Origin of the sequence: Enterobacter sp. JBIWA003 (genome assembly GCF_019968825.1) — a bacterium.
Taxonomy (GTDB): domain Bacteria; phylum Pseudomonadota; class Gammaproteobacteria; order Enterobacterales; family Enterobacteriaceae; genus Enterobacter; species Enterobacter quasiroggenkampii.
Genome location: NZ_CP074170.1, coordinates 4158656 through 4182852, shown reverse-complemented (window position 1 = coordinate 4182852; position 24197 = coordinate 4158656). Strand labels below are relative to the sequence as shown.

15 protein-coding genes and 1 pseudogene are annotated in these 24197 nt (G+C 53.7%); 4 read left to right on the top strand and 12 right to left on the bottom strand.

Going from position 1 to position 24197, the window contains the following annotated elements; translation table 11 throughout:
* Window positions 1-67 precede the first annotated feature (67 nt).
* The 6 genes from gshB to metK form a co-directional block, all read right to left on the bottom strand.
* On the bottom strand, window positions 68-1015 hold the full coding sequence (gene gshB, locus KGP25_RS20180; RefSeq protein ID WP_023326040.1) for a glutathione synthase: 948 nt from the start codon (window positions 1013-1015) through the stop codon (window positions 68-70).
* 19 nt (window positions 1016-1034) lie between these two features.
* The gene (rsmE, locus tag KGP25_RS20175; protein ID WP_021242075.1) at window positions 1035-1766 is read right to left on the bottom strand and encodes a 16S rRNA (uracil(1498)-N(3))-methyltransferase; all 732 of its coding nucleotides are present in this window, start codon (window positions 1764-1766) and stop codon (window positions 1035-1037) included.
* A gap of 52 nt (window positions 1767-1818) precedes the next feature.
* Window positions 1819-2526 (bottom strand): deoxyribonuclease I, encoded by a 708-nt coding sequence (gene endA / locus KGP25_RS20170; protein WP_021242074.1) that lies wholly within the window; start codon window positions 2524-2526, stop codon window positions 1819-1821.
* Window positions 2527-2620: 94 nt separating this feature from the next.
* Window positions 2621-3118 (bottom strand): SprT family zinc-dependent metalloprotease, encoded by a 498-nt coding sequence (locus KGP25_RS20165; RefSeq protein WP_021242073.1) that lies wholly within the window; start codon window positions 3116-3118, stop codon window positions 2621-2623.
* A 58-nt stretch (window positions 3119-3176) separates the two neighbouring features.
* On the bottom strand, window positions 3177-4574 hold the full coding sequence (galP, locus tag KGP25_RS20160; protein ID WP_008499747.1) for a galactose/proton symporter: 1398 nt from the start codon (window positions 4572-4574) through the stop codon (window positions 3177-3179).
* Window positions 4575-5001: 427 nt separating this feature from the next.
* Window positions 5002-6156, bottom strand: a complete 1155-nt coding sequence (metK, locus tag KGP25_RS20155; protein WP_014885184.1) for a methionine adenosyltransferase — start codon at window positions 6154-6156, stop codon at window positions 5002-5004.
* A gap of 138 nt (window positions 6157-6294) precedes the next feature.
* Here metK and KGP25_RS20150 point away from each other — a divergent pair, with 138 nt between their 5' ends.
* From KGP25_RS20150 to speA, 4 genes and pseudogenes are all read left to right on the top strand, one after another.
* Window positions 6295-6465, top strand: coding sequence for a hypothetical protein (locus tag KGP25_RS20150; protein ID WP_045335271.1), 171 nt, complete (start codon window positions 6295-6297; stop codon window positions 6463-6465).
* Window positions 6466-6635: 170 nt separating this feature from the next.
* Window positions 6636-6725 (top strand): annotated as a pseudogene (locus KGP25_RS26760) (hypothetical protein); the annotation flags it as partial.
* A 94-nt stretch (window positions 6726-6819) separates the two neighbouring features.
* Window positions 6820-6951, top strand: coding sequence for an acid stress response protein YqgB (gene yqgB, locus KGP25_RS20140; RefSeq protein ID WP_127312443.1), 132 nt, complete (start codon window positions 6820-6822; stop codon window positions 6949-6951).
* Window positions 6952-6959: 8 nt separating this feature from the next.
* Window positions 6960-8936: a biosynthetic arginine decarboxylase gene (gene speA, locus KGP25_RS20135; protein ID WP_008499744.1), complete on the top strand. Its 1977-nt coding sequence runs from the start codon at window positions 6960-6962 to the stop codon at window positions 8934-8936.
* Between the two features lie 53 nt (window positions 8937-8989).
* Here speA and KGP25_RS20130 read toward each other — a convergent pair whose 3' ends face one another.
* The 6 genes from KGP25_RS20130 to KGP25_RS20105 form a co-directional block, all read right to left on the bottom strand.
* A complete protein-coding gene (locus KGP25_RS20130) occupies window positions 8990-17356 on the bottom strand; it encodes a hemagglutinin repeat-containing protein (protein ID WP_223539537.1) in 8367 nt (2788 codons plus the stop codon).
* 14 nt (window positions 17357-17370) lie between these two features.
* Complete coding sequence (locus KGP25_RS20125; protein WP_223539536.1) at window positions 17371-19107, bottom strand: ShlB/FhaC/HecB family hemolysin secretion/activation protein; 1737 nt, start codon at window positions 19105-19107, stop codon at window positions 17371-17373.
* Between the two features lie 17 nt (window positions 19108-19124).
* Window positions 19125-20036: a fimbrial protein gene (locus KGP25_RS20120; RefSeq protein WP_223539535.1), complete on the bottom strand. Its 912-nt coding sequence runs from the start codon at window positions 20034-20036 to the stop codon at window positions 19125-19127.
* Window positions 20037-20141: 105 nt separating this feature from the next.
* Window positions 20142-22724 carry a fimbria/pilus outer membrane usher protein gene (locus tag KGP25_RS20115; protein ID WP_090392762.1) on the bottom strand — a complete coding sequence of 861 codons (2583 nt, stop codon included), beginning with the start codon at window positions 22722-22724 and terminating at the stop codon, window positions 20142-20144.
* A gap of 32 nt (window positions 22725-22756) precedes the next feature.
* Window positions 22757-23491, bottom strand: coding sequence for a fimbria/pilus periplasmic chaperone (locus KGP25_RS20110; protein ID WP_196365315.1), 735 nt, complete (start codon window positions 23489-23491; stop codon window positions 22757-22759).
* Between the two features lie 63 nt (window positions 23492-23554).
* The gene (locus KGP25_RS20105; protein WP_045909925.1) at window positions 23555-24115 is read right to left on the bottom strand and encodes a fimbrial protein; all 561 of its coding nucleotides are present in this window, start codon (window positions 24113-24115) and stop codon (window positions 23555-23557) included.
* Window positions 24116-24197 lie beyond the last annotated feature (82 nt).

Genomic DNA, 24197 nt, shown 5'->3' with positions numbered 1-24197 from the left:
GGTTTAAAAAGCGACAGCGCCCAGTATGGGGACAAACTCAGGCGCTGTCACTAATAGTATTGTTAGGTTATTTTTGTAAACGTTTTTCGATAGCGTCCATCAGCATGCCGGTGATTGAGACAGGGAATTCCGCCTCAATTTCACGAATGCAGGTCGGGCTGGTGACGTTCACTTCGGTCAGACGATCGCCGATGATATCCAGACCGACGAAGATCAGGCCTTTGGCTTTCAGCGTAGGGCCAACGCGGCGGGCAATTTCCCAGTCGCTTTCGGTCAACGGACGCGGCTCACCACGGCCACCGGCCGCCAGGTTACCACGGGTTTCGCCACCCTGCGGGATACGCGCCAGGCAGTAAGGGACCGGTTCGCCATCCACCACCAGAACGCGTTTGTCGCCGTCTTTGATCGCCGGAATATAGTTCTGCGCCATGCAGTAACGCGTCCCCAGTTCGGTCAGCGTTTCGGCAATCACGCCAATGTTCGGATCGCTCTCTTTCACGCGGAAAATCGACGCGCCGCCCATGCCGTCCAGCGGCTTCATGATGATGTCGCCGTGCTTCTGCCAGAATGCTTTTAGCTGGGCTTTGCTGCGGGTCACCAGGGTTTCCGGCGTCAGGTCAGAGAACCAGGCGGTATAGAGCTTCTCGTTACAGTCGCGCAGGCTCTGCGGCTTGTTGACGATCAGCGTTCCCTTCTCTTCGGCACGTTCGAGAATATAGGTGCAGTAGATGTACTCGGTGTCGAACGGCGGATCTTTACGCATCAGAATGACGTTGAGATCGGCCAGCGCAATGTCCTGCTCGGTGCCGAACTCATACCATTTGTCGTAGTTCTGCTCGACGTTAACGATGCGGGTGCGGGCGCGGGCTTCACCGTTGATCAGGTAAAGATCGTTCATCTCCATATAGTGGAGTTCATAGCCGCGACGCTGCGCTTCCAGCAGCATGGCGAAGCTGGAATCTTTCTTGATGTTGATGTTTGCGATGGGGTCCATCACGATGCCGAGCTTGATCATCTTTCTCTCCAATAATGCGTCAACCCAGATCGCCAAACCGTACCTGTAGCGCGGTAATGGCCGTGAGTGCCGTTGTCTCAGTGCGCAGAACGCGTGGTCCCAACAGAATATCAGTAAACTGGTAACGTGCCGTCATCGCAATTTCGTCCGCCGACAGGCCGCCTTCGGGGCCAATCAGCAAGCGAACGCGCTCAACGGGCAGCGGCAGCGTATTGATGCTGGCGCTGGCGCGCGGATGAAGATTGAGCTTCAGCCCACTGTCCTCTTCAGCACACCACTCCTCCAGGTCCATCGCCGGGCGGATCTCCGGAATCCGGTTGCGGCCACTCTGTTCGCAAGCCGCGATGGCAATTTTCTGCCACTGCTGGATCTTTTTGTTCAGACGTTCCGCATCCAGTTTAACGCCACAGCGCTCAGAAAAAAGTGGCGTAATGAGGCTTACACCCAGTTCAATGGATTTCTGGATCGTGAACTCCATTTTCTCGCCGCGCGACATCACCTGGCCCAGATGGATATGCAGCGGTGATTCCCGGTCATCCACTTCACCGCGCAGGACGTTCACGTGTACGCTTTTTTTATCTGCCCGCGTAATTTCGGCGTCGAAAACCTGGTTGGATCCGTCGAACAGCTGTATTGCCTGACCGGCGCCCATGCGCAGCACGCGGCCAACGTGGTTGGCGGCGTCATCAGACAGGGCGATTTCGCGGCCTGCGGTAATCAGTTCAGGATGGTAAATGCGGGGAATGCGCATAGTCAGAAATTCCGTGTCTCATACGATGTAAGCGAATTGCCGCTAGTGTAGGTTAGCTCTTTTGCGCCTGGCAAGCCCGCTGGACGTAAGGGTTGTGATTCCCCTGGACTCTGGCAATACGTTCGTCGCGCTGGCATTCCCACTCTGTCACCGGGTACTGCTTGTCCCAGGCGTTGAACAGCTGCGTCTGCTGGCGGGAAAGGTTGAGATCGTAACGGTCGCGCATATAGAAGTAGGTGCGGGCAATGCTGCCGCGCGCGCGGGCAGGGGGCTCGGCGACTTTCTCTTTAAAATCAATCTTCATACCGCACTGGCCGTACTGGCCTTCGCCACCGTTCCACTGGCTGTACATGAAGTTACCCCGGTCGCCGTTCACTTCGCCCACCGCAGGCTGCAGGTTATGCATATCGCTTTCCATCTGGCGGTAAACCGGGTCTTTGGCACAGTTTTTACGTCCGCCATCCTGCCAGCACTGGCGCTGGTGGCCAAACTGCCATGCCGGAACGACATGTTCCCATTCAATACGGCTGGCGCGGTTTTCGTTTTTACGCACCTTGTAGCCGCAGGACTCAAGGTCAACGACCCCTTTTTTACCCTGCCAGTTAATTTTACAGCCGCAGTAGAAATCGCCCGGCACGTCGGCGTTGACCTTAACACCGGCCGCTTTGGCCTGAGAGAAACTGTTGATACCGTCGGCCAGGGCGTGGCCTGAGAGCGCTGTCGTCAAAAAGGCGACCGCAAGAGAAAAATTACGGGACATCTTACACTCCGTGTCAAAACGAGCCCGCAACGTAACGAATGTTGTTCCTGTATGCAATCAGTCAGATCAGGAAAGTTCCTGAAAGTTCAGATAATTATTCCGCCACCAGCGGCTCGCCACATTTGACGCAGCGGTAGGTCGCCTCGCCGCGCACCACGCGATTATGGCGACGGACGGTAAGCTGGTGCTGCTGGCACTGACAGCGGTAGGGGAAGGTATTGCGGCGTACCGATTCCAGCTCGAACTGATGCGTGCGGCGGGCCGGAACGCCGAGCACCGCCTCCATCATCCACTTCCACTCTTTTCCATGCGGCGCGACGCGGCCAAAGTGTTTCCACACCAGCAGGTGCGCCAGCTCGTGCGGTACCACCTCATCGATAAACGCCTGCTGGTTTTCCATCATCAGCACCGGGTTAAGGCGGATCTCATACGACTCAAGCCAGGCAGTACCGGCCGAGGTGCCACGCTGCTGGTAGACGAGTTTGGGTTCAGGGTAGTTGCGACCGAGCTTCAGGTTCGCCTGGGCGAGTTTTTCCCGCAGGCTGCGCATAACGGCCTGCTGAATGGCGATGGGGAGACGGGGTGCTTTCATAGGGGCAGAGCATAAAGCGCGAAGCGGGGAGGCGCAAGAGGCGCCTCCCGTTAGAGGATCAGTCGTGGGCGCCGATTTCGCGCAGAGGACGACCTTTCATCAGGTTACGTTCAATATGTTCCAGAGACACGTGTTTGGTTTCTGGAACCAGCCAGATGGTCAGCACAATAAAGAAGATGTTCAGACCGGCGTAGACCCAGAAGGTGTTCGCATTGCCCAGGGTATTGAGCATGGTCAGGAACGTTGCGCCGACGATCATGTTAGCAATCCAGTTGGTTGCGGTAGAGCAGGTGATACCAAAATCACGCCCTTTCAGCGGCTGGATCTCAGAGCACAGCACCCAGATCAGCGGACCGGCGCTCATCGCAAACCCGACGATAAACATCAGCAGCATGCCTACCGCAAAGTACTGGGCGGTTGGGGAGTGAATGCCCACATGCATCATGGTACCGAGGACGCCCATACCGGCCGCCATCACCAGGAAGCCCAGCGTCAGGGTTGGCTTACGTCCCCAGCGGTCCACCAGACCGATGGCGATAAAGGTCGCCAGCACGTTGGTCAGACCCACGATGACGGTCCCCCACATCTGCTCGGTGGTGTTGGTATAACCCGCCAGCTCAAAGATTTTGGGCGCGTAGTACATGATGACGTTCATCCCCGTGAACTGCTGCATCACCTGCAGCAGTACGCCGAGGAAAACGGCACGACGGAAGTTGCTGTTCTCTTTAAACAGCGCCCAGCCGGACTGTTTGACCTTCAGGCTTTCGCGGATCTCTTCCAGCTCGTTTTTCGCTTCTGCGCTGGTATCGCGCAGGCGCATCAGCACGCGTTCGGCATCGTGGAAGCGACGTTTTGCAGCAAACCAGCGCGGGCTGTCCGGCAGGAAGAAGACGCCAATCAGCAGCAGAACTGCAGGGATGATGATCACGCCGAGCATCCAGCGCCATGCGCCGCTGTAGCTAAACGCTGTATCGGAAAGGTACGCGCCCAGGATACCGATGGTGATCATCAACTGGTACATCGAAATCATACTGCCGCGGATTTTCTCCGGCGCGATTTCAGACAGGTAAAGCGGGGCGGTATAGGACGCCACGCCCACGGCCAGACCGAGCAGCACGCGGGAAACCAGCAGGACCTCAACGTTAGGCGCTGCGGCAGAGAAGAGTGAGCCGGCAACGAACAGGATCGCGCCGATCATCAGGCTCTTTTTACGTCCGAGCTTGAAGGAGAGCCAGCCGCTGCCGACGGCCCCGACGGCCGCACCAAACATCATGGAGCTCACCACCCACTCCTGGGTGTGAGCGCTGATCTGGAACTCGTCAGTGATGAAAGGTAATGCACCGGCAATCACGCCGATATCCAGGCCAAAAAGTAATCCTGCCAGGGCGGCGAGGAAACAGACGAAGAATGTCATCGCCTTGTTGGACGTACGCCCCTGTTTTTTATTGTCAGGCATTCTGCCCTCCAGTTGGGTTATCAGTTTTATTGATGTTAAGGGTAGGTGAGCGACCCGTAAAAATATGTGAGATTAATCACATTGGTGTAATCGGTTACACTCGTGTGTAACCGTAAATAAAATTAAGGCTTTGAAAATATAGAGGTAAATGAGGTGATGCGCATCGCGAAAGGACACATTTCAGACTTAACTGAAAGGGAATGTAACAGCAGAAGAAAGGCGATCACGCAAAGAGAATATTCTGAAAGCGGAAGACATCCGCTGCGGTGTAATCGGTTCCAAACGGTGCGCCTTTCAACCGGGTGGCGGCTGCGCCTTACCCGGTCTATAAAAACTCCGTACCCCGTAGGTCGGGTAAGGCGTAGCCGCCACCCGACAAAAAAAAGGCCAGCCCGAAGGCTGGCCTTTTAAAAGCGATGTCAGTCGATTACTTCAGACCGGCAGCTTCACGCAGCAGCGCGGCTTTGTCGGTTTTTTCCCATGGGAAATGTTCGCGACCAAAGTGACCGTATGCAGCGGTTTCTTTGTAGATTGGGTGCAGCAGATCCAGCATCTGAATCAGGCCGTATGGACGCAGGTCGAAGAACTCGCGCACCAGCAGGGTCAGCTGTTCTGAAGGCACTTTCTCGGTACCAAAGGTTTCCACCATGATGGAGGTGGGTTCAGCCACGCCGATAGCATAGGACACCTGAATCTCACAGCGGTCAGCCAGGCCGGCAGCCACAATGTTTTTCGCCACATAACGTGCCGCGTACGCTGCAGAACGGTCCACTTTTGATGGATCTTTACCGGAGAATGCGCCGCCACCGTGACGCGCCATGCCGCCGTAGGTATCAACGATAATTTTACGACCGGTCAGACCGCAGTCACCCATTGGGCCGCCGATCACAAAGCGTCCGGTTGGGTTGATGAAGAATTTGGTGGCGCTGCTCAGCCATTCGGTAGGCAGAACCGGCTTGATGATCTCTTCCATCACTGCTTCCTGCAGGGATTTCTGATCGATCTCTTCGGAATGCTGGGTGGACAGAACGACCGCATCAATACCGACAATTTTACCGTCGTCGTACTGGAAGGTGACCTGGCTTTTTGCATCCGGACGCAGCCACGGCAGGGTGCCGTTCTTACGCACTTCAGCCTGACGCTGCACCAGACGGTGTGCGTAGGTGACCGGTGCTGGCATCAGCACGTCGGTTTCGTTGGTTGCATAGCCGAACATCAGGCCCTGGTCGCCCGCGCCCTGTTCCAGCGGATCGGCACGGTCAACGCCCTGGTTGATGTCTGGAGACTGTTTACCAATCGCGCTCAGTACCGCGCAGGAGTTGGCATCAAAGCCCATATCAGAATGCACATAACCGATCTCACGCACCGTGTTACGGGTGATCTCTTCGATATCAACCCATGCGCTGGTAGTGATCTCACCGCCAACCAGAACCATGCCGGTTTTGACATAGGTTTCACACGCGACGCGCGCTTTTGGATCCTGCGCGAGGATCGCATCCAGCACCGCATCGGAAATTTGGTCAGCAATTTTATCAGGATGTCCTTCTGATACGGACTCGGACGTAAACAGGTGTTTTGCCATGTTTTATTTCACCTAAGAGGAATTTGGTTAGCTCAAGCTGCTGTGTGGAATAGCCAAAGGAGATAATTCTACCAAGGCCTGCAGGTTTTTGACACTGGCAGTATGAGTGTTAATCAGTATAGATGGATTAACATCTGGATGGCTATTTTAGGTCACTTCTTCACCCGATTTCCAGTTTTTTTTGACTCATCTCTCACTCAGTTGAAATTGCTGCTGGCAAAAATTCCTGACGGTGCTGGCAACACGCGCATTTTTGTTTTGCTTTTTAGCCCCCTTCTCGGTATAAAACGCGGCGCGCGGCTCATATAAAATAAGCGCTCGATGAACTCATCGTGTCGCCACTTCCAGCCGGGTAAAGCAGTGAACTTTTAGCTTTGGCTTGGGGTCCGTTTCAGCAGAGGCGGCCGTGGAGGTGATACGAGATAATGAACCATCGTTTTCCGCTAATTCAGCGCAGCCGTTCTGGCGCGCATTTGATTCCCGCAACCCGCATTTCTAGTCTGCAAACCTGCCGATGTTATACCCATCTCGGCGCTTCTCAGGATTCCAGGGCCGGTCACGCTTTGTGAAAACTGAACAAGGGCGCTCTTGTTAATACAAGAGTTTTCTCGTGGTTTCGCCGAACCTTGTCATACAGAGTTCGGATACGTGTTTTACAATGATATGAATAAGAAACCGGTCGCACGGTCTGGATTTCAGCATACTCTGCTGGGAAACGGAGCCGTTTATGGGTTGTTATCGCCGTATAACGCTGCGATAGTAGTCAACTGTTTTACACTTAATACAAAGAGTTGAGGTTCGCTATGTCTGACGACATGTCTTCTTTTTCGCCTTCGTCAGCGGGCGAACAGGGTGTACTACGTTCTATGCAGGAGGTTGCGATGAGCTCCGAGGAAGCCAGCAAGATGCTGCGCACTTACAATATTGCCTGGTGGGGCAATAACTACTACGACGTCAACGAACTGGGCCACATCAGCGTTTGCCCGGATCCGGACGTCCCTGAAGCGCGCGTGGATCTCGCCAAACTGGTGAAAGCCCGTGAAGCTCAGGGCCAGCGTTTGCCTGCACTGTTCTGCTTCCCGCAGATCCTGCAACATCGCCTGCGTTCGATTAACGCCGCGTTCAAGCGCGCGCGTGAATCCTACGGCTATAAAGGCGACTACTTCCTAGTTTACCCCATCAAGGTAAACCAGCACCGCCGCGTGATCGAATCTCTGATCCACTCCGGCGAGCCGCTGGGTCTGGAAGCCGGCTCCAAAGCGGAGCTGATGGCGGTTCTGGCCCATGCGGGCATGACCCGTTCAGTGATCGTCTGTAACGGCTATAAAGACCGTGAATACATTCGTCTGGCGCTGATTGGCGAGAAGATGGGCCACAAGGTCTATCTGGTTATCGAGAAGATGACCGAAATTGCCATCGTGCTGGAAGAGGCCGAGCGTCTGAACGTCGTGCCGCGCCTTGGCGTGCGTGCGCGTCTGGCGTCACAGGGTTCCGGAAAATGGCAGTCCTCCGGCGGCGAAAAATCCAAGTTCGGCCTGGCGGCAAACCAGGTGCTGCAGCTGGTGGAGATCCTGCGCGAGCGCGGGCGTCTGGACAGCATTCAGTTGCTGCACTTCCACCTCGGCTCGCAGATGGCCAACATTCGCGATATCGCGACCGGCGTGCGTGAGTCAGCGCGTTTCTACGTTGAGCTGCACAAGCTTGGCGTGAATATTCAGTGCTTCGACGTGGGTGGCGGCCTGGGCGTGGACTACGAAGGGACCCGCTCGCAGTCTGACTGCTCTGTGAACTACGGCCTGAACGAATACGCGAACAACATTATCTGGGCGATCGGCGATGCCTGTGAAGAGAACGGCCTGCCGCACCCGACGGTGATCACCGAATCCGGTCGCGCGGTCACCGCGCACCATACGGTGCTGGTCTCGAACATCATCGGCGTTGAGCGCAGCGAAACCACCGAAGCGACGCCGCCGGCAGACGATGCGCCGCGTTCCCTGCAGAGCATGTGGGAAACCTGGCAGGAGATGCACGAGCCGGGCACGCGTCGTTCCCTTCGCGAATGGCTGCACGACAGCCAGATGGACCTGCACGACATTCACGTCGGCTACTCTTCAGGCACCTTCAGCCTGCAGGAGCGCGCGTGGGCGGAGCAGCTCTATCTGAACATGTGCCATGAAGTGCAGAAACAGCTCGACCCGAGCAACCGTGCGCACCGTCCGATTATCGACGAGCTGCAGGAGCGAATGGCGGATAAGATCTACGTCAACTTCTCTCTGTTCCAGTCGATGCCGGATGCCTGGGGTATCGATCAGCTGTTCCCGGTTCTGCCGTTGGAAGGGCTGAACCACGCCCCGGAACGTCGCGCGGTGCTGCTGGACATCACCTGTGACTCTGACGGTGCAATCGACCACTACGTTGATGGCGACGGTATCGCAACGACGATGCCAATGCCGGAGTATGACCCGGAGAACCCGCCGATGCTGGGCTTCTTTATGGTCGGCGCGTATCAGGAGATCCTCGGCAACATGCACAACCTGTTCGGTGATACCGAGGCGGTTGACGTGTTTGTCTTCCCTGACGGCAGCGTGGAAGTTGAGCTGTCTGACGAAGGGGATACCGTGGCGGACATGCTGGAATACGTTCAGCTCGATCCGAAAACCCTGCTGACGCAGTTCCGCGACCAGGTGAAAAACACCGGGCTGGACGATGCGCTGCAGCAGCAGTTCCTGGAAGAGTTTGAAGCGGGTCTGTACGGTTATACGTACCTGGAAGACGAATAACGCACGAATGGGGCGTTAAAAAAAGGGTCTGACGAAAGTCAGACCCTTTTGTTTTAGCTGTACTGCTGGTCGGTGAAGGTGATGGTCACCGGGGCATAGATATTAATCGGTCGATCGATTTGCAACGCCTTCCACTGGGGACGCACGTTCATCGCACCTTTGCTCATGTCGCCGTTCCACTGCTTGTGTTCAGGCGTTTTCGGCATATCCATCCCGGTTTGACCAGTGGACGATCCCGGAGAGAGCTTAACGTCATCGCCTTTGGTGTTGCTGGACGGCGCAACGCCGTTGGTCATGTCGCCATTCCACTGCTTGTGCTCCGGCGTTTTCGGCATATCCATCCCGGTTTGGCCGGTGGACGACCCCGGAGAGAGCTTGACGTCATCGCCTTTGGTGTTGCTGGACGGCGCAACGCCGTTGGTCATGTCGCCATTCCACTGCTTGTGCTCCGGCGTTTTCGGCATATCCATCCCGGTTTGGCCGGTGGACGACCCCGGAGAGAGCTTGACGTCATCGCCTTTGGTGTTGCTGGACGGCGCAACGCCGTTGGTCATGTCGCCATTCCACTTCCTGTGGTCCGGTGTTTTCGGCATGTCTTTACCGGTTTTAGCCGTCGCGGAGCCCGGAGAAAGCACCGGATAGTGAGTTTCCGGTACGGCCCATTTCTTCACTGGCGTAACCGTTGCGGCCTCTGGTTTTGCTTTTGGCGTCAACGGCTGAGACGCTGACGGCACGACTTTCGGCACGGCTTCACTGTGTGCTGTTTCAGACGCGACGGCCTCTTTATGCACCACCGAAGAGGCGGACGTGGAGGTCGTTGACGCCGTCGTTTTCTCAACCGTCATGTGCTGAGAATCGGACGTGGTGCGCGTCGTCGTTGTCGTGGTCTGCTGCGCTGAGCCCGGCTTAGTCGGCGTACACTTGTGTGGACAACCGCCACCGCCCGTATGGCCGTCATCCGGCACCGCTGGCGTATCGCTGTCTGCATCAGCGCCGTTTTTCTTCTTCTTGCGGATGCCCGGATCGGCGAGCGTGTAGGAGATGTTATTTCCTGCTTCTTTCTCATCACGCGTCACGGTCGACATTGCCTCTTTATCGGCGTTGAGCTCACCGTTTACCGCCGCGCTGGTCGTGTCACCCACTGCGATGGTGGATTTCTGCGTTTCGTTGTAGTGAATTTCATCCACGGTATCGACGTAGATGTTCGCAGACGGCACGACGGCCTTTTTGTCCTTCACGCTCAGGCCGATACCGCCACCGCCGTACAAACCATCCTGCTCAACGTGGTCTTCCAGCGTTTTCGCATTGATATCGCCTGCAACGTTCACCGAGCCCGTGCGGTCCTGAGACACCAGGTTGGCCCCGGTCATGTTCAGGTCGCCGCCGGTTTTGACATTCAGTTCGCCCGTGGTATTGATACCGGACTGCTTCGCTGTTTTAGCCGAATCGTAACTCTCGGAGCCTCCGCCCCCGTTTACGGATACGTTAGGGATAACGCCTGTCGACGTGCCCGATATGCCCACCGAGGCGCCCCAGTTACCGCGGCTGCTTTCGGTGTGCTCGGTATCCTGTACGGAGGTGACAGTCATGTCGCCCGCGACATTCACATCGGCCTTCGCAGCATCAATGTTAGCGCCCTTCATGTGCATATCACCGCCCGCGTTCACCGTCACATTTTCGCCGGTGAGGGTACTGTTCTGGTACGACGTCGAGCTGCCGGAACCGTGCTCCGTACTGCCGTTGTAATCGACCGAAACGCCGCCGCTTATGCCGGTAATATCCACGCCTACGCCTGCGGTAATACCGCCTTTGTGTTTGTCGGTTTCACTGGTGTAAGAGGTTGTTGATTTCGCCGCGTTGATGTCCACATCGCCACCCGCATTGATCTCCGTCTTCTGCGAGTTCACGTTCACGCCGTTGAGCGTGGTATCGTTAGTCGAATTAATGCTGACGTTTTTAGCATTGATATTGGTGATGTTCTCCGCCGTTGCGGTGCTCGTTTCTTTCGTTTTCGTCGTATTACCGCCGAAAGTGACGGAGGCGCCAGCAAGATCGTTCAACAGGATGTTGGACACATCGCCCAGCACTTCCGCCGTCGTGGTTCCGCCGTTAATTGACTGACCTTTCTGCGATTTATCAATCAGATTACCGGTTTTGTCGATCGCGTCAGCTACGGCACTGTGGGCCTCACCTGAAATACCGACAAAGCGGTCTTTGTGTGTGGTGGTGGTTTTGGTTTCATCCTCGTATTTGGTACTGGCGACATCCTGCGCGTTAATGCTGAGCTTATCGCCGGCTGAAAGGTCAGCGCCGCCAATATCCGCCGTTTTTCCTGCAGTCACGGAACCGGAATCGGCAAAATTAATGGACGCGTTGGTGTTCTGCTTGCTCTGGGTCGACACGGTATTGGTCGTGTCTTCCATACCCACCCTGAAGCCTGCCGTATCGGTGATCGGCGCGCGGCCCGGTTTGTCGCCAACCGCGGAGGTTTCAGAGCTACCGCCCGCGCTGGAGTAGTCGCCAGAGGTGGTATTTTTTGTGGTGCCCTCGTTTTTGCCGTAGGACACTGAGGCGGATTTACCGCCGCCGCTGATAGAGGCATCAGCAATAAACTGACGAGACTGCGTGGTTTGTTCCTGAACGGACACGTTTTCAGAGGTTTTTATCTCAACGTTTTCTGCCGCATTGATGGCGCCGCCGTTGGCGTTAATGCTGCCACCTTCCATGACCACATTCTTGCTGGCATCAATCTGAACGTTACCGCCAGCCTTAACGGTTGAGCCGATAGCTTCCCCGCTGACCGTTTTGGTGTCGGTGGTGGTATAGCTGGACAGACCGGTGATCTCGGTATTGATGGTACGGGTAGAATCAATCTGATGTAGGTCGTTGAAGGTGACGTCACCTTCGCTTGCCTTCATGTTCACATCCTGGCCTGCCGTAATATCCGCCGCGTTGGAGGTGATAGTTTTCGCCTGCATATTGATACTGCCGCCAGCGGTGACGCCGTCATCGTGCGCATGAATCATCTGTTTGCCGTCTTCGCCGTGGCCGACAGACGCGGTCAGAGTGATGTCGCCTTGTTCAGCCTTCATGTCAATGTCGCCACCGGCGTTCACTGCCGCACCGTTAGAGGCAATGTTGCCCTTTTCCGACGTCATTGAGACGTTATTACCCGCAGAGATGCCGGCATTGGTCGCGTTGCTGATATTTTTGATATCACCCTCGGCCACCAGCGTAACGTCACCCCGGGAGGAGAGGGTACCGTTCACGTTGTTGATGGCGGTGGCATCAACAGACAGGCTATTCCCGGCAGCGATGGACGCTGTGCCATTGCTGATATCACCGGAAGCCAGCTGGCGAAGGGTTTCAGGGCAAAGGTAGACCACCGGCACCAGCACTTCCGTCCCTTTGATGTTCTGGCTCACGAACCAGACGATATCCTGGGTCAGCCCATTGCGCTGCTCTTCGCTCAGGGGCTGGCCCACCATCAGATTCAGATCGCTGTTTTTCGCCGCAATACCGGCGTTATCCATCAGATTCTGCACCAGCGCATCGCCTTCGAGACCGTCTCGTATCGCAAACATGCTGCCCACGGAGCGGCTGATCTCTCGACGAATCAATTCGGAGATGAAGTAGTTATCCCCAATGACGTTAACGGTCTCGGTGGTGGTGTAATCCACCTTGTCGAAATAGTAGTCAGAGCCGCTGTACTTGCTCTGGTCGATCATTTCCGGGCGCGTTTCGAAAATTGGAATGATGTGGTTGGCCGGGCCGCTGTATTCGGTACCGTTTTTCGCCGCCGCGGAGGCTTTTTTGAATTCGTCTGTGACTTCAAACATCCCCGGCAGGGAGACCAAATCCTTTATGGTCGGCAGCGGGCTAATCCCCATGGCCAGCTCTTCCAGCGTTTTGGTATTGACGGCAACATCATAGCCCGCAATGACCGTATCTACGCTGTAGTCACCCACGTCGATATTCTGAACAGTGGCGTTCTCTCTGATCGTACCCGCGTTCGCCAGTCCGTTATCCAGGGTGCCGCCATTGTGCGTGAAGTTACGACCCGCCGTGATTTCGCCTTTTTCAGACGGCACAAAGTAGATCATATTCTTCTTCAGTGAGTTAGTGCTGGCATCACCGTCGTTGAGACTGTGCCATGCTGCGCTCAGGGTACCGTACTCCTGCGCGTTCCACGTTTCGCCAAACACTTTGCTCATGACATAGCTGAGCTGGGTTGAGGTATTTGCGGCGTCGATCAGAGATTTATAGCTACGATCTCTGTTCGGATCCTCGCTGCCGCTTTTGGTCTCGGGCTCGCCGTCGCCAAAGACGAAATCGAGGTATTGATACAGCGAGCTGAAGGTCAGCGTCGTGTAGTGCTCCGATGCCACCTTCCAGAAGTCGGTCAGCACGATCGGTTCATTGAGCGTGAGGTGCAGATAATCATACATCGATTCCGACGTATATTTTGGCGAGTTCAGAAGATTACCGGTAATGGTGATATCACGTCCCGCCTGGATCAGGCCGCCGGTATTTTTGATCTCTTTGTCCGCGAAGATATCGCGCTGGTTGATATTGATATCTTTGCCCGCGCTGATTTCGCCAAGTTTGTCCATGGCGATATCGGAGCTCAATACCGGAATGTGCAGCACCGTGGTGATGCTGACCTGCGTCATCACGTTATCTACACCGGACCACTGGCCCACTGCGTCCTGCGTTTGGGTTTGCGAAATCGTGCCGCCCGTATAGGTACTTTGGTTTTCCAGATAGGCTGCATCAATATTAATATTTTGCTCGGAACGAATGATCCCGGCGTAGTTAATCAGGCTTTTCGCGATGAGCGACATGTCGCCCATGCTCAGAATGTTGCCCGTAAAGTCATTCACAAAGGTGCCATTGCGGACATCAATATCCATCTGCCCTAGCGACCAAAGCAGGCTGTTACTGTTGTTCGTCATCCCACCGGCATGGATGTGCATATCCCCGCCCGTCACGACAGACTTGCTGTTGACAAATTTACCGTCTGCCTGCAGCGTCAGGTTGCCAATCACTTCCATCATGGTGTTATTGAACAGGGAGCCTTCGGTGCTCAGCGTCATATCATGACCCGCGCGGATATTGCGGGTCATGTCATCCAGGGTGAGGGAATCTTTCACCCTGAGCATTAAATCATGACCCGCTTCGAGGATGCCGCTGGTGTTATTTAGCGTGTCAAGGTTGAGATTCATGTCGTTTCTGGCGACTGTTACGCCAGATTCATGATTATTCAGTTTCGACGCGTTGATCGTGACGTTATTACCGGCGATCAGACCATTTCTTTCGTTGGTGATCGTTCCTCCGGCCACATTAAGGGTGGTGTTATTTGCCCCAGAAATCACTGCCGCGTCAGAGTTGATCACATTGTGAGCGACCTTAAGAGACAAGTCGCTTTGCGTCGACACAATCACCGCCTGTTCGGTGTTGGCCAGGTTTTGCGCGTTAATCGTGATGTCGCCGCCCGCCACGATAGTGGACACTGACTGCTGTCCATCATCAGCGGTGATGCTGCCGAGATTGCTCAGCGTGTCGGCAACAATCTCCAGCGGTCCATTAACGGCCTGGATGATGCCCGCCGTGCGGTTTGTCACAACGCCAATGGCGTTCAGGACCGTTTTCATATTGGCGGAGATCACCGCGCTGTCGCTGTTGACGAGGGACTCAACATCTTCAATCGTCAGATTACGCAGCGCAACCAACACATGATCTTCGCCTTTGTTGGTCAGGTTTTTAACGTTGCGGATGATCAGATCCAGGCCCGCCTGAACCACACCTTCGTTTTTCAGGTCGTCAACGTCGTCGATCGCAATGGTCCCGTTGCCGATCATAACGGCGCGGTTGTTTAACGTTTTCACGCCGCTGATAGTCAGATCGCCAGCAGAGGCAATCACCGCATCGCTGCTGTTGTTAAGCGTGGTTGCTCCCGCGATGGAGAGAGCGGCATCCGATTTAATCATCGAGGCGCCGCTGTTATTCAGGGTACCTACGTTTCTCAGCGTGGTGTTTTCTGCGCCGAACAGGGTTGCACCTTCAGTGTTATTGAGGGTGTTCACATCGGACAGTGACAGCGTGCCGTCAGAAATCACAAAGCTGCCGGTGTTATTGAGCGTGTTGAGATGGGTCAGTTGCAGCGTCTTGCTGGCATACAGCGTGGCGGCGTTCAGGTTATCGACGGCGCTAACGCGATCGAGCGTCAGGCTACCGGCCTGAATCGTTGACGCGTCGTTAAGCAACGATGTTGCTGAAACGGAGAGGTTTTCTCTTGCCGCGATCAGTGCGTCATGCGTGTTTGCGAGGGTGGAAATTCCGCTGGCATGGACATTTTCACCCTGGATCAGCGCATCGTTATTGTTTACAGCCAGCGCGCCGTCGCCATTTAGGGTTAGATTCTTTCCGGCAACAATGCTGCCTTTTTGACTGTTCAGCAGCGCTTTTTTGACATCAAGCTGCATGTCTGTGCCCGCACTCAGCGTGCCGCCCTGGTTTTCCAGATTCTCGGTGGCGATGGTCAACTTCTCGCTCGCGCTGACGCTGCCGCGGTTACTGACGGTTGCACCGGACTTACGGGTACTGGCGGAGACATTACGCCCTGCAATACGTCCGGTATTGCTGAGGGTGTCACCGCCGGATGTCAGCGTCACGTCATGCTTGTTGCTGGCAATGGTGCCGTCGTTGACGATATTACCGTCGGCATCAATAAAGATCAGCGCATCGTTACCGCTCAGGGTACCGCTGTTTGACAGATCACCGTTGACGTTAATGCGCACCTCACCGCTATCCGCACCGATATGACCACTGTTGTTAAGGGCGCTGGCGGTCATGACCAGATTGTTATCCGCGTAGAGGCGGCCTGCATTGTCAAGATGACCGACAGACAGCGTCTGGGCGTTGCTGGCATAGAGAATGCCATTGTTCTTCATCGAACCTGATGCAATCCGGATATCCCCTGTGGCGCTGACGGAACCCTTGTTTTCAAACGCGCCGGTCAGGTTGAACTGAAGTGTTCCTCTCTTCGCGAGAATAACGCCTTCATTGTTGGTCATGCTGCCCGCAGTGATGTTGATATCACCACTGTTGCTGACGACCTCCGCGTCGGAGACGAGAGTGCTGAATGGCACCTGCTGGCCATTCTGAATGACGACAAAATCGCCATTTTTTAACGTAACGACGCCACCGGAAATGACGGCTCCGTTAGCATCCAGCGCCTTGAGTTTGCCGGAAAGGGTGTACTGCCCGGCAACATTAATCTGAATCGCGGGAACCGCTGTCGTCGCACTGTTTTGCGTGAGGATCGCCGCCGTGTTTTGCAGCAGGGTAGACGCATCAATGCGGATGGTACCGGTACGGGAGATCAGGTCGTTATTCACCGTCAGGCCGGAGAGGGCATGCAGGATAATATTATTCTGCGCTTCGGTGCTCCCGGCGCCGCTGCTGTTTTTATTAAGGGCAATATTGTTGCCGCTGACGGTGACGTTTTTGTCGCTGCGTATGCCCGTCAGCGTCACGTCGCCGTTAGCGCTGATCTCAATATCATCCGTGGCTATGATACTGCCCTGGTGACGGACGCCCGCGCCGGACTCGGTACTGATAAGCTGAATTTTACCGCCGTACATCGACCCCATTGCCCGACCATCAATCGCGACATCCGGTGCGTGTCCGTCACCCGCATTGCGAACGCTATGCACGCGGCTGGAGAGGTCGTAATCGTTCTGGCCCGCAACAACCTTGATATCGGCCTGACCCGCAATTTCACCTTCCAGTTGAGCGCTGCGGCTGACGATGTCGAAGTAAGTCAGCCCTTCGGTAGAAATGCCTTGTCCCGTGACAGAAACGTTACCTTTCTCAACCGCAAGTTTATAGTTGCCGTCCTCTTTCATCTGTACCTTACCGGTACTCAGCGTCAGGCTGTTGGCATTAATGGTGGTGGCGCCGTTAACGCTAATGCCGTTTTCGTTGGCAACGATCACGTCCGCTTTTCTGCCAAAGACTTCCATCGTGCCGTTAATATAGGACGCCTGGGCACCCGTCACTTCACTGATAATGGCTTTTGCTTCATGCTCAAGCTGGGCGTTTTTAACCGTATAGCCCCCGATCTTAGACACGCCATCCTGCATGCTGTTGTTAAAGATCAGACCATTTTTATCAACGTTAAACTGGTCAAATTTATTCAGTGAAACACCTTTCGCATTCGGATCGGTGATATTCACGACTGGTGTGCCGTTAGCCGCCTGGCCCATGGTTGGCCCTTTGCTCTGGCTGGCATCCGGCACCGTCGCGGCTTCGGCATTAGCGGCGAGGATACCCGCTATCGAAATAAAAAGGGGACAAAGGTGTTTATGCAAATTCCCAGCGGTTAGCTTCGTTTTTGAAGTTTTATTATTGCTCATAAAAATTCCTTAAATTAGAAAGTTACTTCCATCTTGTAATAAACGACCGTGTTATCGACGGTATTCTCTTCCAGTGAATCTGGTTTTTTTATAGGCCAGCCCGCGAGGACATATGTTGAAAAATGGCTACCGGTAGCTTTAATTCCGAACGAGCCACCCATCATGAATTGGCTGTCACATACGTTGACGCCTTTAGGGCAATTATCTTTGGCAAAGCCCAGGTCATAACCTAAATAGGGAATAAGCTGATAAATACCGCCGATGCCAATATCAAAAGGAAACTGCAGCGTATTGGCGATCCAGCCGCCGCTATCAACCAGCAGGCTATCGTCCTTAAATCCGCGCACGGTGAATTCATCGCCCAGCGTTAATTTTGCATCGCTGACCAGGACGTGCGGGGTGTACTGGAACCCGGCGTTGAGTTCATAGACGCCACCCAGACGGCCAGCCTGAAAAAGCGGACGCGTCCAGCTGGCAATGCCGTTGTACTTGACGTAATCAAGGTCAAAACCTTTGAGATCGGCATCGTTTTTCCAGGCAGAACCGAACCAGGGAACCGCCGCCGTCACGCCCACATCGCCATAGAACCAGCCGTTCACCAGGGCGCCGACCCACGTTGCGCCTGACGACATCGCGGTATAGGTTTTAGAGCTGACGTCTATACGGTGGTTTTCAATGCTGTTGTCGCTGTTACGTCTTTCGACTTTTGCCCACCAGCTGGTTTTACCCGTGGCGTTACGGCCCAGCATGCGGCTGATACGCAGTGAAGCGCGGTCTGAATCTCCGTCAGACGCGTAGCTGGCGTTATTGCCGGCAAGGGTTTTATCGTAGCTGGATTTGTAATAAAGCGCGTCGAATGACCAGTAACCCAGCGGGATGCTGTAACTCGTTGACCACGAACCCTGATTATCCTGGTTATTTTTCAGGTTATTCCATGAATAATAAACGTTGAAAATATCATTGATACCGGCGATGTTTTTAGCGGTTACGCTGCCATAATACTGCTGCCAGCCGTCAGCCTTAATGCCAGAGTTGTTAAGGCCCGCGGCAACGGAAAGGGGGAACTCAGGTTCATGCAGCAGATTAAGATCGGAATAGCTGTTTACAATCGACGGCTGAATATCAATATTGTCTTTGGGATAAACACGCAGCAGGTTTTCGACCATCTGATCGATATCCTGCATGTTCAGAATCTTGTCTTTCGCAAAGGGGTAGGCAGTGAACAGGCGCGTGCGTTCACGGAGAGACGGTTCATGCCCGTTAACCTTAAGATTGTTTATTTTCCCCCACAGCACCCGTAGAGAGAGCGTACCCGTTTTGATATTGCCTGGCTCAATACCAATAAGCGTTGTGGCATAACCGCGGGAAATATAAAAATCGGTCAGCTCTTTAACCAGTTCAAATATTTCTGTTCTGCCGAGCATTTTGCCTTCATAGCGATCGATAATCGCCTGACGCAGTGGCGAACCGTCAAACAGGACATCATCAAGAATAACGATATGATTGATCTGAAATCGCCAGCTCGAGTCGCTGCTGGTCAGGGTTTCTTCTCCGGCTTCACGCAATTTTTTTTGTTGCTGGATTAACCGTTCGTTCCGCTTGGCTTCTTCTATTAATGCCTGGCTGGTTTGTCTTTCGAGACGATCCAGTTCCTGTTTATTTTGCTGGCCGGGAAGTGCCGCCGCCGTAGCGTGAGCCAAAGGAATGAGCGGCACTAATAAAAGCGCATATTTTGAAAAACGCTGAAGCACGAATCTCTCCTAGATAATTATTTTATAGCCATGGTGTATTGAATTGCGCCGACTACCCTGCCAGCACTTAATGAATTTGCGCGATTAACTTCTGTAGGAACGTAAATCTGAGCCTGATAGTTTTTCGTTAATCGGGATGAAACCGGGAAAACAATTTCTTTCCCAAGAATAAGAGACGTTGAGACATAAGGACTTGATTTTTCGTAAACCATAATCGCGAAGTTTTGGGCGTAGCCTTCGCCGGTCTCCACCCCCAGAATACCGCTCGATTCTGCGAATTTTGTCCCGAGCATAGAAGAGATAGTTAAGCCAACCTGTTCCTGTTTCGGACAAGTGATGGTAATAGAAAAGTCTTTTTTATCGCCCTGGTAATTTTGCGTGTTCTGGAATGAGGCAATACTGTAGGTCCCTAAATTGACGTTTGTTGACGAGGGATAAATGGAGCATGAACGCGTATTCACTTTAATCGGTACTGATAAATTGATAGTAAGAATACGAAGCTCATCCTCTGGCGTGAGCAAAGGTTTGACTTTTACGTTAACCATTTCACCGGCAGGGATCTCGGTTTCACCCTGATTAATGGTGCCGGTCTGAACAAACTCCAGTAGCACCGTGCTGTTATCGATTGAACAGCTCGGACTACAGGTCACAGGAGAGCCGGAGTTACCCGGTACCCAGGCGTTTCCGGTATTGGCTGGCCATTTCATCCGAATACCAATGCCCGGAATTTCGGTTGCATAGACTTTATCTATCGAGGAAGAGAGATAATTTCGGCTGTATGCAGTGTGCCACTGCGTTTGCGTTGATTCATCACAGCTATATTTGATGTTAGGTGCGGTATAGGTTTTAGACCATAATACCGTTCCTGCGGAGCCTTTATCCGCAGGGTTCAGCGTAATGTTGTCTGTGATATTTAACACTTTTTCCACACCGTCGATTCTGCACGCTGAGGCTTTTACTTCAAGGCTAAATATCCATAACAGTGATAATATAAGGAGATAAAGCAGAGTCGTAATGTATTTATTCATTTTCTCTTAAAGGCCTTTGCAGATAATATCTATTGCATCAAAGGAGGTGGCTTTATTCATATTGCGGTTTTTTCTGTTATCAGAAAGGTGATTGACCTCTGCTGAGCACGTATTCATCACCTTATTGCTTTTCCATTTAATAACGATCGGCTTGCCAGATTCAGGCAAGGTCAACATTGCCAGGCCACCCTGGCCGACCATACCGAGCGTGGCGTCGCTACCGTCGGAAATGGATGCGCCGAAGGGTATCTTCTGCCCGGAGGCATGTGTGAAGCGCACAAAGGTCTGTTGCTTCTGCTGCGTTTCCATTTTGATATGCACGGCGGCACCCGCGGTGGGCACAATGCTCTTACGCGTATCCTCGACGTCGACGCTCATTGATGTACCTTTTGGATCAATGAAGACATCGTTGTATCGGTAAGGCGTCAGATAGCCGACAATGCCATAGCCGTTATCTTTAATGACCGCATTTGAATCAGGGTAAACTCTTGCCCCTTCAGCGCCTTTGGCCTCGATTACGCCAATGGTGTCGCCTAACGTTGGGGTCAAATTGATGCCGCCACGGTGCACAACCACGCCACCGTTCATATTCAGACCGCCCATGAAGCTGTGGAGGGACTGGCTGAACGCGACGCCGCCGGAAGCGCTATCGCCCACGTAAGAAAGGTTGGTACCGAAGTTGGTTTCCGGCCTGCTGGACTCGCTGAAGTAGCCGCTGAAGCCATACTGTGAACGCTCACCAGCCGAGCCGCTGAGCGAGGTGCGGATGGTGGCCTCATCGCTGTTGTAGCTAAAGTTCGCCCCCAGGCGGGCCTGTTTTTCATAACGATGGCCAAGCGGCATGGATACGCTCAGGTAGATCGTATCGTCATGACCACCGTCTTCATTATTGGTTCGGCCAAGTGAAATACCCCAGGTCGACGTGCCAAACCGGTTGTTGTATCCCAGCGCGTAGTTGGATTTTTCCGTGCGGCCCAGTTCATCGTTCCAGATGTTGCCGATGAAACCACTGACGTAAAAACTTCCCCAGCCCGCAGGCAGCATCTGGTTGATGTTTGCTTCCAGGCGTTCACGGTAGCGCTCGGGTAAATATCGGTCGTTACCGTGCTCCAGCGCCTGCTTCACGCTGACGGCATCCGCCAGCGAGTAGTAATCTTTACTGGAGTAGCGGTAACCTACCAGGCTGAAGTTTGTACCGGTTTCTGAAAGGTTTTTAGCAAGACTGATTCGCAGGGACATGTCACACAGTGAACCGCAGTCATCGCTCCCCATACCTGTGTTAAAGTTCGTATAAGAGCGGGTAACGTCCAGACCTAATGCCCCGAGCGGGGTATTGATGGCCACACCACCCAGCAGGGCGTTGTAATCGCCATCAAACGCGGTTTGCGCACCCACGTACCCCGTCAGATTATTCAGCAGACCGTACTGAAGCGTGCCCTCGGTCATCCATGGCGCATCGGCAAGATACGTATTACGCATTTCCCCCGACGAGAGCGAATAGCGGAAGTAACCTTCGCGCAGCAGCTGCGGAACGCTGGAGTAGGGGACCGTAAAGGTGTTGATGGTGCCATCCGTCTCTTTGACGGTGACCTCCAGATCGCCGTTGTAGCCTGTTGCATAGAGATCGCTGATGGCAAACTCACCCGGCGGCACCACTTTTTCGTAGAGGGTGCTGCCGGACTGCTTGATGGTGACTGTGGCGTTGCTGTTGGCAAAACCCCGTACAACAGGCGCGTAGTAGCGCACGGAGTCCGGCAGCATGCGATCGTCGGTGGCAAGCCTTGCGCCGCGAATGGCCGTTGTATCAAACATCTCCCCGCTGGTGTTGAGATCGCCCAGCACCACTTCAGACTGCAATGCTGCAATCCCCCGGCTGGCAAATGCCTGCAGATGATCGACCCCCTCATCGTCAATATCGTTGCCGAGGTTCAGGGTGTCATAGGTCACAAAACGCCACGCCCCGAGGGTCATCGCCGTTTGCAGGTTACCAAAGAGATAGTTGCTGGTTTCGCCCAACTCACGGTTGCGCGTGCTTGAACCACTCAGCGCATAGGAGGCCATGAGGGTAGGTTCACCGTCGTCCCATAGCTCAGGGCTGATGTATCCCTCCGGCGTATTAAGCAGCATCGCCTGCGGGACGGTGACGTCCAGACGCTCATCATCCTGGTTGTAGGTCACGGTTGCGCCGGGCACAAGTGTTTCAAGGATCAGGCAGCGGCCCGTCTTCCAGTTTTCCGGCAGTTTGCGGGTATCGACGTCAAAGCGGATAATCATTTCCGGCGTCATGCAGGCATTTACGCCCTGCTTATTTTTTGCCGGAATAAATGAAATGGGCCAGGTGCCTAATTTCCGCAGGTTGCTAAATACTTCCAGTTTGTAATCTCCGGGTTGGATTTTATCTACCCCGTCGAACTGGCTAAGGTCTAACCCACTGTTATAGAAATTCATAAAGCCGCGAGAAAAGTTTACCGCTTTTTTCTCTGCTTCGGCGTTAGCCTGGCCTGAAACGCACAATGCCAGAATAATGATCTGGCCAAGGGTACTTTTCGCTTTTTTGAGAAGCCTGTATTTATTATGGCGTGCGGACATTTAACCTTCCCAAAGGTAGAACGTATAAAATATTAAAAGTTATAAGTGCGCTTAATATATGCGCCTAAATCAGTGATATAGTTGTATTTAAATATGCCGCGTCCGCTCACTGCGCTGACCTGCGGAAAGTGATAAACCAGCGTTCCATAAGGGACAATCATGTCACCCGGGATCTCGATGTCTTTATTGTCGGCATTCGTCAGCCAGACGCTGGTCATGCTCACGTGGAAAGGTGAGTTATTGGTTCCCACCACGTCGTAGCCTTTTGCCGCTTTACGCAATTCCCACTTCAGATCGTCGCCCGCCTGCATGGGATTGCCCTTCAGGCCCGCTGGGCGATAGAAAAATTTGATCATTGTGCGGAACGCCATTTTTATCTGGTTCTGATCCGCCTCTTCAGGCAGTTCTGGTGGAATATCCAGCACGTTTAGCCAGAGCAGCGTTTCGCGATCTTTCGGGTATTTTCCTGCGGCTTCCGCTGTCTGGAAGATACGGAAAACTTTCCCTTTTTGACCGTTAACGCGCGCAGCGGGAGGGTTGATAAAGAACGGAAGGTTCTCCTTCTCTGTTCCATCGGTTTTATCGGTGCTGGAAAGCCATACCTGCACCAGCTCCGGGTTTTTACTGAGGTTATTCACGCGAACGGTTTGTTCACTCTCGTTTGCATTGAATGCCACGCGAGTCGTTAAAATTTGTATAGTGGCGTTGGCGCAGGGGAACCACGTCAATGTCACCATTAACATCACTTTGAAAATATTACTGACCATCAGGCTCAACGTTCCTAAATGTGGCAGGGAAAGCAGTGGGATAAATCCCACTGCTTAGAGGTATTACTGGTACTTAATGGAATAAACGACGTCAGTGGTGACTTTACCGGCCGTCGCCGCACCGCCGGTGGCAACGTATTGCGCCCAGTAGTCGAAGCGAGCGGTATTACCTGTAATGGTCGCTGTTTTCGGGCTGTTGTTTGCGGTGTTCAGGTTCATAACCGCTTTGCTGGAATCTAACAGACCGATTTCAACTTTATCGGCACCGCCCGTCGTGACGGTGTTTCTCAGGTTACCGGTGGTGGCGTTGATATTGGTGCTCTGTGCCAGTTCGAAGAAGACGCTGGCGACTTTGTTGTTGGTGCAATTTGCACCGCTCAGTTTAATGAAGAATGGCGTGTCACCCGCGCGTTGACCAGCTGTTGCCAGCGCGGTGGTGCTGACGCTTGGCAGATGCACGGTGAAATCAGGAGAGGTGGATTCACCCTGTGCATCACCGCCTGTAATAGCACAGGTTGCGTCACTGATAGTACCGTCAAAGGTAATCGTGCCATCTTCTGCCGCTGCTGCAGAACCCGCTCCCGCCAGAATGGTAAAAAGACCAATTTTTAAATATTTGTTCATAAGTAATTCCATTTAGAAATAAATTTTAATAAAGCGGCGGGATTGTAGGGAGTAAAAAAAGAGAAAACTACACGCTATAACT